This is a genomic window from Alkalibacterium gilvum (genome assembly GCF_900109085.1).
Taxonomy (GTDB): domain Bacteria; phylum Bacillota; class Bacilli; order Lactobacillales; family Carnobacteriaceae_A; genus Alkalibacterium; species Alkalibacterium gilvum.
The window spans coordinates 37,512-52,118 of record NZ_FNYW01000006.1 but is presented as its reverse complement, the minus strand read 5'-3'; the positions used below and the strand labels follow the sequence as shown (position 1 = coordinate 52,118).

Sequence of the window (14,607 nt, the reverse complement as noted above, 5' to 3'; positions counted from 1 at the left end):
ACCTCCTTACTTTTTATTTTTCTCTATCAGTTCTAAAGCTGTTTCAAAGACTGCTTTTCCATTCACACGACCATAGTCAACCGGATTAATAACATCTAACGGGATTCCTTCTTCATCTGCCACAACTTGTAACTTCTTCTTCATGAAACGCATTTGAGGGCCGATAAGCAAAATGTCTGCTTTCTTCATATCTACAGCCGCCTTATCCTGCGCAACCGCCCAAATCGTTGCCTCCATCCCACGTTCTTCTGCTTCCGCTTCCATTTTTGAAACCAATAAGCTTGTTGACATGCCTGATGAACAGGCTAGTAAAATATTAACCATGTTGTTACCCCTTTTCTTTTGTTTGTTTGACTCTATAATCATCTTAATGTAATAACGCTTACATCACCACACTTATAATTTCCGTTAACTAACGGAAAAAGATTAAGACAAGATAAATTTAATGACATCTTTTAACATCAAAGCTTATTTAAAGAATCCATCGCTCATCCATTTACTGACTGTTTGACGGATAGAACAACTGAAGAGAAGTTTTTTATGTAGGTAAGCAGGGTATAGACTAAAACCACACGGATAAATTTCAACACAAAAACAATTTCAAAAGTGCATCTTAATACTCCTTCCAGATAGTAGCATAATGAATCAATAATATATCTTTGAAATGTCCACTCAATTCTCAAACTCCTTGTAAACTTAAGTTAAACTTCTCACTTATAACACGAAAGAGGCATTTGGAAGTGAAAATCAGACCTTCCAAATGCCTCCTCAAGTGATTCATTCTTAGCTTTAAATGTCTACACTTATTTAATACACTTTTTAAATCCTTTTAGCTTACGTATTTTAGACATAGAAAATAATTGAAGAAATCTAATCTGTTTTTTAAGAAGCCGGATTGCCTTTCCAAATCAGTTTTCCTTTATTTAAGTCGTTTTCATTCAATCGAATTAAAGCGATGCCACCTTTTTTGAAGGCATAAGGAATCCCAGTTAACTCTTTAACCCATGTTCCTTGTATCGGCTTATGACCCACACAAACTATTCGGGTATTTGGCTCCATTGCTTTTACTTCTTCCATTAAAACTTTAAAGTCCCCTTTAACGATAAACTCTTTTTCTTTGGCAACAGACCATTCCATATGTTCGGTTAAGATTTCTGCCGTTTGCTTAGCACGCTTCATCGGACTCGTCCAAACGCTAACTGCTTTATCCGTCTTCAACTCTTTTTTAACGGATGAAACAAAGGAACGAAATTCGTCTTTTCCTTTTTCTGTAAGCTCACGGTCAGCATCACTCTTACCCGCTGTTCTGTCTTCAGCTTTTCCATGACGAACGAAAAGTATCTCTTTAGTCATTTTAATGTTCCTTTCTATTTGAAATAAATGCATATCATTTTTAATCAGTCTATCTCAAGACTAAATGTGTTGACACCTCTATATTACCTATTCTAAAAAAAGCTCCGACTCATAATTAAAATGAGCAGAGCCGTTTTGAATCATTTAGAAATAAATCGTTATTCTTAAATACCATTTTTTCACTAAGAGAATTTTACTCAGTAACCAATGATTTATCGAAACACATATAGCCGGTAATTTGTTTGGCAGCGTCTTTTGGATCTTCATAAGACCAGGCACCGTTCTCCATTTGGTCTTCGCCTGTATCGATATTATAATAAGTCGCTTCACCCTTCCAAGGACACGTATATTCCTTGTCACTCTTTTTGAAATAGTTCATATTGACGTCTTCTCTTGGGAAATAGTGATTCTCTTCAACCACTTCTGTTTGGTCACTTTCTGCCAGTACAGTATCATTAAACAGTGCTTTCATGTTGATCTCTCCCTTTCTTAAGTTAGCTTTATTATACGTCATACTAATATGTGATTTAAAGTTTCAGCACTTTTAAACGCATTTCTAAGTTCATTGTCAGTTCCCTGCTTTTATTCGTTGCATCTTTCAACTTTATTAACTACAATTAAGTTAACTGCACCGTTTTGTAATTATCAAAATACCGTCCAATGGAGGAAGCTTATGTCTCGTTTTTTCAAGTCCTTATTTATAGTTAATATTCTTTCTTTGATTCTGAGCCTTATTTACTTCTTTATGCCTGAACCAAGCATTTTCGCAAATATCTTTGGTCTGATACTCATTCTTACATTGACTGGGAACACTGTAGCAGCGAGTATCGTAAACCGTCAGAAGGCAGTGAGTTTTGTTTACTTGTTATTGTCTAGTTTTGGCCTTATTATCGTCATGATTTTAAATACTATCACCTCACTCATGCCTTCCAACCAATCTTCCCAAAGCGTGATAGCGATCGGCTTGATGCTATTGCTTCTAATCGTCGGAGCGCTCTTTACTGGACTGACCTTAAAGGATAAAAGAAAATGGGATAAAACAGATTTAGTAACCGCAAAACAATCCAGTGAATCATACAGAAAGACGCGAAAAGCCATACTTATTTTCTTATCCGTTCTTTTATTTATCGGTACACTTCTTGCAATTGTAATGTTGACAAACCTTCCATCAGGATTGATTGAAGCGGGATTATCCCCTTACAGTTTTTTCTATAGTTTTATTTATCTGAGTCTGGCTGGCATTTCTTTAAAATTGATCAACATCAAAAAGCATCCTATTATTTCTAACATTTTCGGAGCACTCGGTATCGGTTTATACATACTTTACGCCGTGCCTTTTTTATCTATCCCCTCGATGCTAAACGAAGCTGAAGAAAATTACACAAAAGCCTTTAGTAATGAATGGAAAACGTTTGATGACGACATATCTGAGTTTAAAGACATTCCCCTTTCGATTCCGGCTTTCTTCTTTGGAACGGCGTCGGAGGACTATTCACTCGAACAGGACGTTCTCTTTTATGAAGGAACAGAAGGAGTAGATAAAGAACTGGAATTAAGATTTGATGCTTATATGCCTCCAGAAGATGCAGAATCACTTCCAGGCGAGCGTTCAGTTTTGATTCGTATCCACGGGGGAGGCTGGGGTACTGGAGGTAAAGGGTTTTTTAACTTCTCACAAATCAACAAATACTTTGCTTCGCAGGGTTACACTGTTTTTGATGTGCAGTATGGTTTAGAGGAAAGTGGTCAGTCCGCTGTGTTTTTATCCGGCCCAGATACTGTTTATGGAGATTTCTCTATCGATGACATGGTGCGCCATCTAGGCATTTTCACAACATACCTTGCGGACAACAGTGACACCTATAACGCTGATATCAATTCCGTGTTTATTTCAGGTGGTTCCGCTGGCGGACAATTGGCAAACGCGCTAACTCTGGCTTCGTCATCTGGAGACTATCCAGATCTCGTTGATCCAAGACTTACTGTAAAGGGCTGATCCCACTCTATCCCGCCAATGATCTCTCAAGTTTCAGAAATATCAGTGGGATGGAAGAACTGGTTGACCCGGCCCTATTGGTCGAAGAAAATAGTCCACCTACCCTCGTTTTCCAAGGCGATAGAGACACAATCGTTGGGCCACAAGTAGCCCGGAATTTCAAAGACGCGTATCTCAAAGAGAACAATGACGACATCGCGATTATCTGGATGCCTTACGGGGCGCATATCAGCGATATTTATTTCTCAGGCGTATATAATCAGACCTTTATGTACTACATGGAACGCTTCATGTATCAGTACAAATAACGTTAGAGTGAGAAAGTTTTATATATAATAGGCAAAGTCATAAAGCGCTTATTCGAATGGAGTTGAGGCAAAAACAGTGCCCACTCCTTTCGAATAGTGCTATTTTGCATAAGTTAGGCAGAAATACGGCGCAACTCCTGTCGAATACACCTATTCGCTAGAAGTTTCAAAAGTAGTCGGATCAACTCCTATCGATTAGAACATCTAAAAAGACGAAACTGACGCCAGGTCAGTTTCAACAGCTCCGAACAAACAAAAAAGACCATACGCGCCTAGAGCGCGTATGTCCATCATGACCATTTCATATTAATTGTCTGATTTCTAAAAATAAAATCAATCTTTCTCGATTGTTCCTACTCTCGCCCAAATCTCATTCTTTCGAAAAGGTGGCAATGTAAACGGCCCACTGTAAGAAGCGATCATGAAGTCCGACTTTTTCTCCAAGCCTTTCTTCTCGATCCAATCATTCAATTCCTTTTTCATACTGGTTTCTTTGGTGTCGCTTCGTTTACCTGAAAACTGTACCGCCGCAAAAATCCCTTTATTGAACCGTTCGACAGTAAGATTCGGATCATTCGGCTCGGGCACCTCTCCCCAATACTTTTCTGGAACAACGAACGCCATCTTTTTATTGGTTTCTGTCTTTTCCTGAATCACAGGCACAGTCATCGACATCTTTTCGTTTTCCTTATTCTCACTTGAAATATAATTGAACAGCGTCTTGAATCCTTGATCGATATCTGGATCGGACTGATTATTGTATTCGACAATATAAAAGTCTTCATACCTGCGCAGCTCAAAATCGTCTTTTTTATCAATAACTTCATAGTCCGGTGTCTCGTATTTACCCATCATCTCACTCCGTTCTCTAAATAGTGGATGCACAATATACCTCATGCATCCGTTCATAAATAAAGTTTAGCACAGACTTCACTATATCCTTAGCACAACAACTTATTGAAAGCGGCTTGAAATTATCACTCACTGTGCTAAAATAAAAGCAATTGAATCACTCACATTTTGTCGCCGGACAAAATCAAACGCACTTTTTTCTTTGCATAGGCCTTGAGCAAAGAAAGGGGTGCGTTTGTCGTTTAAAACCATTTACATATTTTGGAGGAAGAGAACAATGCAGACAGAACCCATCGAAGACAGCACATTTAAAAAGACGTTTTTCCAAAATGTCACACTCGGAATGCTCAGCATGCTGGGGCAGTCCCTTTTTATCCTGGCGGACACATACTTTATTTCCAATGGCATAGGTGCGGACGGGATCGCTGCACTCAATATCGTCCTCCCTGTCGTCAATATCGTTAACGGCCTGGGGTGGATGTTGGGTGTTGGAGGTGCAGCCCTTTTTGCTGGAGAAAAAGGAAGAGGCGACCTCAAGTCAGCTAACACTTATTTCAGTTACAGTGTGGTGTTTGCCGCCGTTATTGGCGTATTGTTTACGCTAACAAGTTTCGTATTTACGGGGCCGATTTTGCGCTTCTTAGGTGCGAGTGGGGAAATCTACTCCTTATCATATGACTACTACCGTATCTTTACACTGTTTTCCATGTTCTTCATCATGAACAATTTATTTATTACCTTTTTGAGAAACGACGGTAATGCCAAATTAGCCATGATCGGCTTTACAACGGGTGGACTGATCAATATCATTCTGGATTATGTCTTTATTTATCCACTAGACCTTGGCATGTTTGGCGCAGCGATAGCCACGACCTTTTCTCCTTTAACGAGCTTGATTATTCTTTCGCTGCACCTCAAATATAAGAATAGAACACTGACATTTACGAAAATTGCGAAAGAAGTCAAAACAGCTGTCCGTATCGTTTCTCTAGGATTTTCTTCTTTCATGAACGAATTTTCTTCTGCCTTAGTGATGTTTTTATTTAACGTCGTGCTACTCAAGCTAATTGGCAACGTTGCTGTATCAGCCTACGCGATCATAGCTAATATGAACATCATCGTTATTGCCTTATTCACTGGTCTGGGACAAGGCATGCAGCCGGTTGCGAGTTTGAACCACGGCGCACGGCGCTCTAAAAACGTGAAAAAAACTTTGAAGTACACATTGGTAACAAGCACAGTCGTCGGAGCCGTTATTTTCGCCAGCGGTCTCCTCTTTTCCGAGCAGATCGTCTCAATTTTTAATGGCGACAATAACAGTGAATTAGCAGATATTGCCGTCCCAGGACTAAAAATTTACTTCAGTTCGTTCTTGTTCACCGGCATCAACTTCTCAGTGATTTATTTCATGGCAGCCGTTCAGCGCTTCCGCTCAACACTGATCATCTCGTTACTCAGAGGTTTTGTCTTGGTTATCCCTGTCCTCGTTTTGATGATGTCCCTAGCTGGCGTCACCGGCGTCTGGCTGACTATGCCGATTGTTGAGCTCCTGACTCTAGTTGTTAGTGCCGTATTAGTTAAACGTTACTTGAAGCATTATATTGGTTCAAGCAAAAACCCAATCAATAAAAGTTCTGGATAGTGCTTCGTCAAGCAGTTAGAGACTCTCTTTAAGTAAACCCACATTAGTTATTGATGCTAATCGAAACAAGTGAAGAAAGATAATAAGTTCAACTGTTTCGATTAAAGTTAAATTGGATGAGGATGTAACTTAAATTGCTAACTCATTCCGAATAAACTTACTCGGTATGAGTTGGACCTTTTTTCTATTAAACTTGAGCCGATTATAAAATTGGACACACTTGTAGTATTTTTTAAATAACTCTTTAAAATTTAGAGTCTATTCTTGTTCTAATCCCGTTTTGAAAGAACTAATGAATTTTTTCATACTATTTTTTGCAATCATCATTGCTTTAACAGATTCTTCTGCATTTTTAATTTTTTGTTCTAGTTCTTTCTTTTCATTTCCTGTTAACTCATCTGCTTTGAGTCTCATTTCAACAATATTTTTTTCAATTTCGATAATTTTTTGGACATATTGTTCATAAACTGTCTGTGAATATTCAGTATCATGTTCATCATTCAAAAATATCTCTCTAACTGTGACAAGAAGTTTAGCTGATTGCAGGATGGTATGCCTTTTGCCAAGTAGACTAGCAGTTCCCATTGTGCCGCCTACACCAGCTCCCACACTCAAACCTAACACTGCGCCACCACCAACAATAGCTATCATTCCGCCTGCCATACCAGCACCACCAATAGCAACCGCACCTCCACCAAGATAAGCAAGAGACGCAGCTGATAGTGCTGCTCCACTAAGTCCAGCAAAATTAGATCCTACTAAAGCCACAGCAATCGCTGGAGCGAAAGCACCCGCTGTAGCCACTGTTATTAAAGTAATGACTGACGTAATAGATAAGCCTTTAATTACTGATTTAAGTACCTCGTTAAGTTCTTTCAAAACTTTATTATAGGTTTTACGCAATCTTTTTATATATCCATAATGATAATAGTTACCTGAGAAAAATGAATCAATATAATCATCACCTTTACTCTTTTGGTATCCATTAATAAAATTTTGTAACTTTTTGTATTTTCCGGTGGGTTTTTTATTACCTTTTTTATCTACTTCAAGTTCCATTGGGAAATAAGGCTCAAATAACATAGTCTCAAGCAATACTAATCTAAACCACATTTGATGAGGAGAATTTTGCTCGATTTTATCAATCAATTCTTGTTTGGTATACCAATTAAGATCGATATTTTCAAGTTGCATAAAACTGGAGAATCCCTTCGACATATAATCCTTCCACTCTTTAAGCCACTCATGTTTTAATACTTTAATATCCTCGGACTTCACTGGAATATTAGTCTGTCTCATATCATTAAGTGTTTTATAATATTCTAAATTATAAAGTATCTCTGTTTGTTCAACTGTTAATCCGAAATGTTCACCTTTCATATCTTCACCGACCTGTTCATATAAATTATTATTTATTTTTTTATACACATTTTTTTGTATTTCTTTATACATGTTTTGTATATCACTAATTTTTCTAGTCTGTAATCCCCAAGTTATATCCTTTCCAATAGCTAGTGCAAAGCGTCCTATTCCGAAATAGTTAACGGACACCCAGTATTTCTGGGAAATGATTGATTCACTTACATCAATAGAAGTAAATACCCCTGTTGCAATCATGAGCATCCTGTCAATAGTTGGATCATTGTTCGGTTTAACTTTTTCCCAATCGATTCGTTTTAAATCTTTTATATTTTCAATGTTATTATTCTGAATTTCTAGTCCAAAGCGACGCATAAAATAGAGACTTCTGACCAGGGCTTCATTAGCGATAACCGGAATAGCTTGTGAGCCTATCTCAACACTTAAGCCCATTTCACCACGTAGGTCGAATCTCAACTTAGTATCCTTGATGATTAAACCTGACTTGTTGTGGTGAGTAAACAAAGTACCATTAAAGAGTTTCGACAAGAATAGTGACAAGGAATTATCCTTTATATCCAAATTTTTAAATAATGGCAACACAGAAAACTCTTTTGCTATTGAAAGTAATGGTCCTGGTATGCCAGTTCCTCCACTTAAGCCTGCTGTTTTACTTGAACCTGCCATATCACTTACAAGATGGAAGAACCATATTAAAGTACCCTTTAATATTTTTGAAGGGATATCTTTTCCGATATAAGCTTTACTTTTTTCAGGCACATTGACTATCTTAAAATTTCCTGAAGTATCTGTGCCGTAAGATTTATTTGTGAACTGAGTAAGCAAAGAAAACATAAGACCGACGATTGTCGGATGGTGGGCAAAATCACGCAGGTGATGTTGTAATCCGCCCCCTAATTCGGGAGTATTTCCATCACTGGGGATCGGGAATTTATTTTCTAAAAATCTAACTGAGGTCTGTAAATCATCTGATTTACAACCAAGCACTTTTGCTGTTTTTATAACAAAGCGATCCACTTCATCCCTTGCTATATTTCGTCCTCGTTCTAAATTAAATTCCCCTACCCAAAGAATGTCTAGCATACTACTTAAAACTCCACTTCCAATTGATAGCAAATAATCATATTTGTCTGCTTGACTTGAAAGCATATCTATTTCGTTCTCAATATCATAAACTAATTTGTCATAATCAAAATCAGAATCAGAAATATTCATAGGGTATTGCTGAAGTTCAACTTGTAACTTGTCATTTTTATACATAATTATTCCTCACTCAATATAAAATGTAATCGTTCAATGTACTATCCTATACAAATGTATGTATATTTAGTTTACACCTTTAAGAATGCTAATAGTAGAAATTTAAAAATATTATTTGCTTAAGATAATATTATATTGTATCCCTTTTCATGTTACAATGACATAAATATATATTATGGAAACGGAGGAGTTTGGATGGCAAACTTAGTTCTAGGTTTAGATATAGGTATTTCAAGTGTTGGCTGGGGAATCATTGATAAAGACACGAATGAAATCGTTGATGCAGGCGTTCGTTTGTTTGAAGAAGCTACTCGAAATGCAAATGAAGACCGTCGCAATTTTAGAGGTGCAAGACGATTAAAAAGACGTCGCAAACATCGTTTGGAGCGCACCAGTCTTTTTTTGGAGGAGCGTGGTTTTTCGCTAGATAAAATTGGAGAGATTGATCCTTACAAAGCAAGGTATATGGGGCTAAATCATGAACTTTCTAAAACAGAACTAGCTGCCTCTTTGTATCATTTAACCAAACGACGTGGAACAACGATTGATACACCCGAAGAAGATGAAAAAACGTCCGGAAGTGAACTTTCAACAAAAGAACAGCTAAAACGTAATGCTAAAAAACTTGAAGATAAACATGTGATTGAAATCCAATATGAGAAATTAAAAAATAATGATGTCGTTCGTGACCATACTAATCGCTTTAAAACAAGTGATTACATAACTGAAGCTAAAGCCTTGCTAGATAACCAAAAAAAATACCATGAGGAAATCGATGATACCTTTATTGAAGAAGTCATCAATTTAATTAATAACCGACGTCAGTATTACGAAGGACCAGGATCAAAAAAATCACCTACCCCTTATGGTGAATGGTTTTTTGACGAAAATGGTGAGCTGCAACACGAGTCGATGATCAACAAGATGCGTGGCCGTGGGACTTACTTCAAAGAAGAGTATCGTATACCTAAAAAGGCTTATACTGCTGAACTGTTTAATTTACTGAATGATTTGAACAACCTCCGCTACCCTAGCGAGGAAATCGGTGAAGTTGAAGGACTGACAACAGAACAGAAAAACTATCTAATAGAAACATATGCAAAAAAAGGTAAGAAAGTTACTCTAAAAAATATCGCTAAAATGTTAGAAATTCCTAACGAATTAGACATTAAAGGCGCACGATTAGACTTGAAAAAGAATACCCCTATTTTTACTGAATTCTTAGGATACAAAAAATTAAAGAAAGACTTAAAGGAAGTCAGTGTTCCAGAAGGTTTCTTTGAGAAAATCGATTTACTAGATCAGATTGCTGAAATCCTCACGGCCGAAAAAAGTCTGATACGCCGAGAGGAACAATTGAGCGAATTATTTACCGATTATTATGATGCTCCTTTGGACGGAGTTATAGCTGCTCTAATTAATGATACATCTTTCAAAGAGTACCACTCCCTGTCTAAAAAAGCGATTAGTCTGGTTCTTCCTGAACTGTGGGAAACTAATAAGAATCAGATGGTACTATTCACTGAACATGGGCTAGGTAAAAGCAGATTGGAACAACTGCAGTCTGGTAATAAAATCCAGTTCGACGATGAAGCTATTTTAAGTACTGTCGCAAGGCGTGCCCATCGTGAAGCGATTAAAATTACAAATGCTGTTCGAGAAAAACATGGCGAGTTGGCTTACGTTGCCGTAGAAATGGCACGCGAGAAAAATCAGAAAGATAAAGACAATAAATATAATAAATATCAAAAAGAATTAGGTAAATTTGAAAAAAGAATGGCGGATCTTTTTGAAGTAAATGAATTAAAAGATAAAAAATTCAACGGAAAACAAATGTTAGCACTCAAACTAATGGATAGACAAGATTTCAAGTGTATATATAGTGGAAAACAGATTTTGCCACAGGATATTGAAAATCAGGATTATTTATTTGAAATCGATCATATTATTCCTCTCTCCTACTCTTTTGATGACAGCCAGCAAAACAAAGTACTCTGTTACAGAGATGAAAATCAGGATAAGGGACAAAAAACGCCTTTCCAGTACTTCCAAAGTGGCAAAGCGAAACGTACGTTTGAAGAATTTAAAGTTGAATGTATGAATCTCTTTAAATCCAAGAAGATTTCTAAGAAAAAATTGAACTATTTACTCGAACAAAGAGATGTGCAACATGATGAGGAAGTACAGAAGAATTTTATCAATCGTAACCTAATTGATACTCAGTATGCCATGCGTAGTTTTTCTGCCAATTTAAGAACATTTTATTCGAACAATGACATCGATACAAAAGTATTATCCATTAGAGGAAGCTTTACCTCTGCTTTGAGACGTCGCGCTCGGCTCCATAAAGACAGGGATGCCAGCCACGCTCACCATGCTATTGATGCTTTAATCGTTGCTGCGATCGGTGCGACTCCCATATTGAAACAGCTCAACGCACTCAGCTTTAATCGTGAAGGAGTTGCTGTTGATAAAGAAACAGGAGAAATACTGAATGAAGAACAGATTTTTGGCTCCCCTACTCGGAAATTCATTCACGGGTTACGAAATATGGAAAGTGAAGTGAAATACTCTCACAAGGTTGATCGAAAACCGAATCGGACAATGACAAATCAGACCCTCTACTCTACTCGTGAAAAAGGTGGAGATAAGTATGTTGTTGGAAAAGTAAAAAATATCTATGAACTGGATAAAAAAGGATACGACTCACTTAAGAAAAGAATCGACAAAGATCCAGATAGTTTCCTGATGGCCCAGCATGATCCAAAGACATGGGAACTCGTTTTAAAAGTCATGGAAGAACATAGTCACGCGGACAACCCTTTCCAGGATTTCAAAAAGCACCATGGTCATATAAAAAAAGACGGAAAGGTTCCTGTTAAAGGACTAAAATATCTCGATAATAAAATTGGCATTCATGTCGACATCTCGCATAAATTTCCAGATTCAAAACGTGATGTTGTTCTCCTTAGTCGTAAAAGCATCCGCATTGATGTCTATCAGAATGATGAAGGGAAATATAAGTATTTAGGCGTCCCCTATAACTGGTTCAAAAAAGAAGGCGATCATTACGTTCTAGATAAAGAAAAATATTACGGTAAAGAAGGATTGGCAGCCCCTTACAAACAAATAGATGATTCATATACCTTCCAGTACAGTTTTTATAAAAATGATCGGATTTCGTATGACAAGTATGAGAAAATGGAAAATCCAGAAACAGGAGAAAAAGAAAAAGTAAGGGTGCAGCATGATAAGATTTTTAGGGGAGATAATAACCCGCGTCAGAACAAACTCGAAGTAGAGGATATTGCTTTCAGTACTAAAGCTCAGCAAATGCCCTCTATTGGTCCGTTATTAAATATAAGAAAGTACAATGTTGATGTACTAGGAAATGAATATCTCATTAAAAAAGAAGAACTTCAGGATAAAATCCCGGCAATCTAAAATAAAGGGTTTACATGTATATCTTGGCTTGGTATAATATAGTTGTCCTCGACGGAGGACTCCGTTATACCAAAGGTTGAGAGAACCTACCAAAAAAAGGCTTTATGCCGAGATCACAGATCAGCCCCTTCATTGGGGCTTTTTTGGTATCCAAATCCATGAAATGAGGTGTTCCAAATGAGCTGGCGCGTCGTGTATATCGAAAAGTCTGATCGCCTGAAATTGTACCTGGATAATTTAAAAGTTGTCAGAGAAGAATCTGAAGTCCTCATCCCCTTATCCGATATACATACCATCATCGTTGATAATCAGCAAACCGTTGTTACTGCAAGACTTATTAATAAACTTTCCAAATATCATATCCTGCTCGTTTTTTGTGATGAAAAACATCTTCCAAACACCTACGTCTTGTCTCCCCATAGCCATCATCAGTCATCAAAGATGCTGAAAAAGCAAATGGGTTGGTCCCCTGCTGTCAAAGAAATCATGTGGAAACAGATCATACAAATAAAAATTTATAATCAGGCCTCGGTGCTTCATCATTTAAAGCGAAGTGAACCTGTTATTCACCAACTGTATGACTTAGCTGAAACAGTTCAGCAAGCTGACCAGTCTAATCGTGAAGGTCATGCGGCTAAACTGTACTTTAAGGAACTCTTTGGTTCCTCCTTCATACGGGAACGCAGCAGTCTAGACGGCATCAACTCGGGACTGAATTACGGCTATATCGTCATGCGCTCAACTGTTGCGCGTAGCTTGATAGCTTCAGGGCTTCATCCTGGTCTTGGTATCGGTCACGACAATCAGTATAATGCCTTTAATTTGGCTGATGATTTGATCGAACCATTCAGACCGATCGTTGACCTATGGGTAGCTGTTTTGATGAGCGAAAAGGATTATCTTGACATAAAAACCAAACAAAAACTCGTGTATTTGATCAGTAACAATAAAATTATGATTGGCAATCAGAAGCAAACAATTTTAAACGCAATATCTCTTCTCATTAAAAGCTTTATTAAAAGCATGGATGAAGAAAATCCTGATTTACTGGTGTATCCAGCTAATGGGATCGCCATATAGATTTATGCGTCTCATGCTATTTTTTGATTTGCCAATGAATACACGAAGCGAAAGACGAACGTATGCGAGATTTAGAAAGTATTTAATAAAAAATGGATTTACCATGGTTCAATTTTCAGTTTATTCAAAGATCTTTCCTAACCGCAGTTCTTTAGATACGTATATGATGACTTTAAGACAGAATCTGCCGAAACATGGTTCGATACGGGCAATGGCTGTTACTGAGAAGCAGTATAATAAAATGTACTTACTAGTAGGCGATCAGACATTGACTGAACAGACGCTGACAGATAATACGATGGTGATCTTATGAAAGAGTGGCGATTTAACGATCCAAAAGCTACCACATTATTAATGAGTCAGATAACTCTTCTAAAAGGTACTATTTTTGAATGGCAGGAAGTTATAGAACGGATCAGACTAACGTTTGAATTAAAAGAATATGATCTTTTTGAAAGTGAAGAAAAAATACATGTCGATGATTATTATTTAAGTATCTTGTCAAATTCTGATGACTATTATTCTTCAAATTTAAAGGATTCTAAAGACTCCTTAATGGCCTTGTTTAAAGCTTACTTAGAACTGTCCCCTTTCTACAAAAATCTAGTTGAAAGCTGGGAAGAATTACAGGAAGAAGTCGAACTTTTGAGCCAAGAACTCGGTTATTCTGCCGAAGTTCGATTAGATGATTATAAAAAGAATATTATCGAGGATCATTTAAAATGGAAAAGTACCAAGGGAAATGCTTTGGAGGAAATGCTGCAGCAGATTAAGTTGACGAAAAAGTCTAAACCGGATAAAAGACATATTTTTATCCTAATATCTCCTGAAAAAACCTTAAACGATAAAGAGCTTTTGAAACTGAATGATCAACTGCAGCAATTACCAGGTTATTTTATTGTTGTCAGTGATTTTTCGTTTTCAAGCTCTCAGAATATTTTATACAACGATCAGATAATTAATCAGGCATCTGTAATGAGCTATAAACACACAATAAGCACCCTATTACCTTTTGTATTCAGTGAAAACAAATTTGAGAACTCTCTAAAGTGGTATATTAACTCTGTGGATAAAAGTAATGGGAACATCATAAAATTATCTCTATCGTCTGTGGATAACTTGGAAGAGTTAATTTATGTTTTTATAATGACATACGTAACTCAACTCCCGTTTACTGTTGACTACACGGGCATTCCTGAAGGTTACAAAAAGTACATTGAATCAGTAATTGAATCTGAGGTATAATGAAATTGGCATTTTGGTACTCTCTCATCCTTTGGTATAACGGAACA

12 protein-coding genes are annotated in these 14,607 nt (G+C 37.1%); 7 read left to right on the top strand and 5 right to left on the bottom strand.

The window, feature by feature from the left end; genetic code table 11:
• Positions 1-6: 6 nt before the first annotated feature.
• From BMX83_RS03430 to BMX83_RS03420, 3 genes are all read right to left on the bottom strand, one after another.
• Positions 7-366, bottom strand: a complete 360-nt coding sequence (locus BMX83_RS03430) for a PTS sugar transporter subunit IIB (RefSeq protein WP_143059481.1) — start codon at positions 364-366, stop codon at positions 7-9.
• A 516-nt stretch (positions 367-882) separates the two neighbouring features.
• Entirely contained in the window at positions 883-1,353 is a 471-nt protein-coding gene (locus BMX83_RS03425) for a SixA phosphatase family protein (RefSeq protein WP_177170485.1), read from the bottom strand.
• A 193-nt stretch (positions 1,354-1,546) separates the two neighbouring features.
• Positions 1,547-1,825 (bottom strand): DUF427 domain-containing protein, encoded by a 279-nt coding sequence (locus BMX83_RS03420; RefSeq protein WP_091633404.1) that lies wholly within the window; start codon positions 1,823-1,825, stop codon positions 1,547-1,549.
• A gap of 201 nt (positions 1,826-2,026) precedes the next feature.
• Between BMX83_RS03420 and BMX83_RS03415 the strand changes: the two genes are divergently transcribed.
• A complete protein-coding gene (locus tag BMX83_RS03415; RefSeq protein WP_091633402.1) occupies positions 2,027-3,349 on the top strand; it encodes an alpha/beta hydrolase family protein in 1,323 nt (440 codons plus the stop codon).
• Between the two features lie 50 nt (positions 3,350-3,399).
• Positions 3,400-3,657: an alpha/beta hydrolase gene (locus tag BMX83_RS03410; RefSeq protein WP_091633399.1), complete on the top strand. Its 258-nt coding sequence runs from the start codon at positions 3,400-3,402 to the stop codon at positions 3,655-3,657.
• A 333-nt stretch (positions 3,658-3,990) separates the two neighbouring features.
• Here the strand turns inward: BMX83_RS03410 and BMX83_RS03405 are convergent, their stop codons facing one another.
• Positions 3,991-4,509 carry an SOUL family heme-binding protein gene (locus BMX83_RS03405; RefSeq protein ID WP_177170484.1) on the bottom strand — a complete coding sequence of 173 codons (519 nt, stop codon included), beginning with the start codon at positions 4,507-4,509 and terminating at the stop codon, positions 3,991-3,993.
• 277 nt (positions 4,510-4,786) lie between these two features.
• On the opposite strand from BMX83_RS03405, the gene BMX83_RS03400 reads away from it, so the two are divergent.
• On the top strand, positions 4,787-6,151 hold the full coding sequence (locus tag BMX83_RS03400) for an MATE family efflux transporter (RefSeq protein WP_091633394.1): 1,365 nt from the start codon (positions 4,787-4,789) through the stop codon (positions 6,149-6,151).
• A gap of 258 nt (positions 6,152-6,409) precedes the next feature.
• On the opposite strand, the gene BMX83_RS03395 is transcribed toward BMX83_RS03400, so the two are convergent.
• Positions 6,410-8,791 (bottom strand): hypothetical protein, encoded by a 2,382-nt coding sequence (locus BMX83_RS03395; RefSeq protein WP_091633391.1) that lies wholly within the window; start codon positions 8,789-8,791, stop codon positions 6,410-6,412.
• A gap of 195 nt (positions 8,792-8,986) precedes the next feature.
• On the opposite strand from BMX83_RS03395, the gene cas9 reads away from it, so the two are divergent.
• From cas9 to BMX83_RS03375, 4 genes are all read left to right on the top strand, one after another.
• A complete protein-coding gene (cas9, locus tag BMX83_RS03390; protein WP_091633389.1) occupies positions 8,987-12,235 on the top strand; it encodes a type II CRISPR RNA-guided endonuclease Cas9 in 3,249 nt (1,082 codons plus the stop codon).
• Between the two features lie 177 nt (positions 12,236-12,412).
• Positions 12,413-13,315, top strand: a complete 903-nt coding sequence (gene cas1, locus BMX83_RS03385; protein ID WP_091633386.1) for a type II CRISPR-associated endonuclease Cas1 — start codon at positions 12,413-12,415, stop codon at positions 13,313-13,315.
• The gene (gene cas2, locus BMX83_RS03380; protein WP_218141915.1) at positions 13,299-13,628 is read left to right on the top strand and encodes a CRISPR-associated endonuclease Cas2; all 330 of its coding nucleotides are present in this window, start codon (positions 13,299-13,301) and stop codon (positions 13,626-13,628) included. The genes cas1 and cas2 overlap by 17 nt, the downstream gene beginning before the upstream one ends.
• Positions 13,625-14,560 (top strand): hypothetical protein, encoded by a 936-nt coding sequence (locus BMX83_RS03375; protein ID WP_091633383.1) that lies wholly within the window; start codon positions 13,625-13,627, stop codon positions 14,558-14,560. Before cas2 ends, BMX83_RS03375 begins: the two co-directional genes overlap by 4 nt.
• The last annotated feature ends 47 nt before the right edge of the window (positions 14,561-14,607 follow it).

Coding starts and splice junctions, on each gene's coding strand:
- cas1 (WP_091633386.1), top strand. CDS start 12,413: ATGAGCTGGCGCGTCGTGTATATCGAAAAGTCTGATCGCCTGAAATTG.
- BMX83_RS03430 (WP_143059481.1), bottom strand. CDS start 366: ATGATTATAGAGTCAAACAAACAAAAGAAAAGGGGTAACAACATGGTT.
- BMX83_RS03420 (WP_091633404.1), bottom strand. CDS start 1,825: ATGAAAGCACTGTTTAATGATACTGTACTGGCAGAAAGTGACCAAACA.
- BMX83_RS03400 (WP_091633394.1), top strand. CDS start 4,787: ATGCAGACAGAACCCATCGAAGACAGCACATTTAAAAAGACGTTTTTC.
- BMX83_RS03410 (WP_091633399.1), top strand. CDS start 3,400: ATGGAAGAACTGGTTGACCCGGCCCTATTGGTCGAAGAAAATAGTCCA.
- BMX83_RS03405 (WP_177170484.1), bottom strand. CDS start 4,509: ATGGGTAAATACGAGACACCGGACTATGAAGTTATTGATAAAAAAGAC.
- BMX83_RS03425 (WP_177170485.1), bottom strand. CDS start 1,353: ATGACTAAAGAGATACTTTTCGTTCGTCATGGAAAAGCTGAAGACAGA.
- cas9 (WP_091633389.1), top strand. CDS start 8,987: ATGGCAAACTTAGTTCTAGGTTTAGATATAGGTATTTCAAGTGTTGGC.
- cas2 (WP_218141915.1), top strand. CDS start 13,299: ATGGGATCGCCATATAGATTTATGCGTCTCATGCTATTTTTTGATTTG.
- BMX83_RS03395 (WP_091633391.1), bottom strand. CDS start 8,791: ATGTATAAAAATGACAAGTTACAAGTTGAACTTCAGCAATACCCTATG.
- BMX83_RS03375 (WP_091633383.1), top strand. CDS start 13,625: ATGAAAGAGTGGCGATTTAACGATCCAAAAGCTACCACATTATTAATG.
- BMX83_RS03415 (WP_091633402.1), top strand. CDS start 2,027: ATGTCTCGTTTTTTCAAGTCCTTATTTATAGTTAATATTCTTTCTTTG.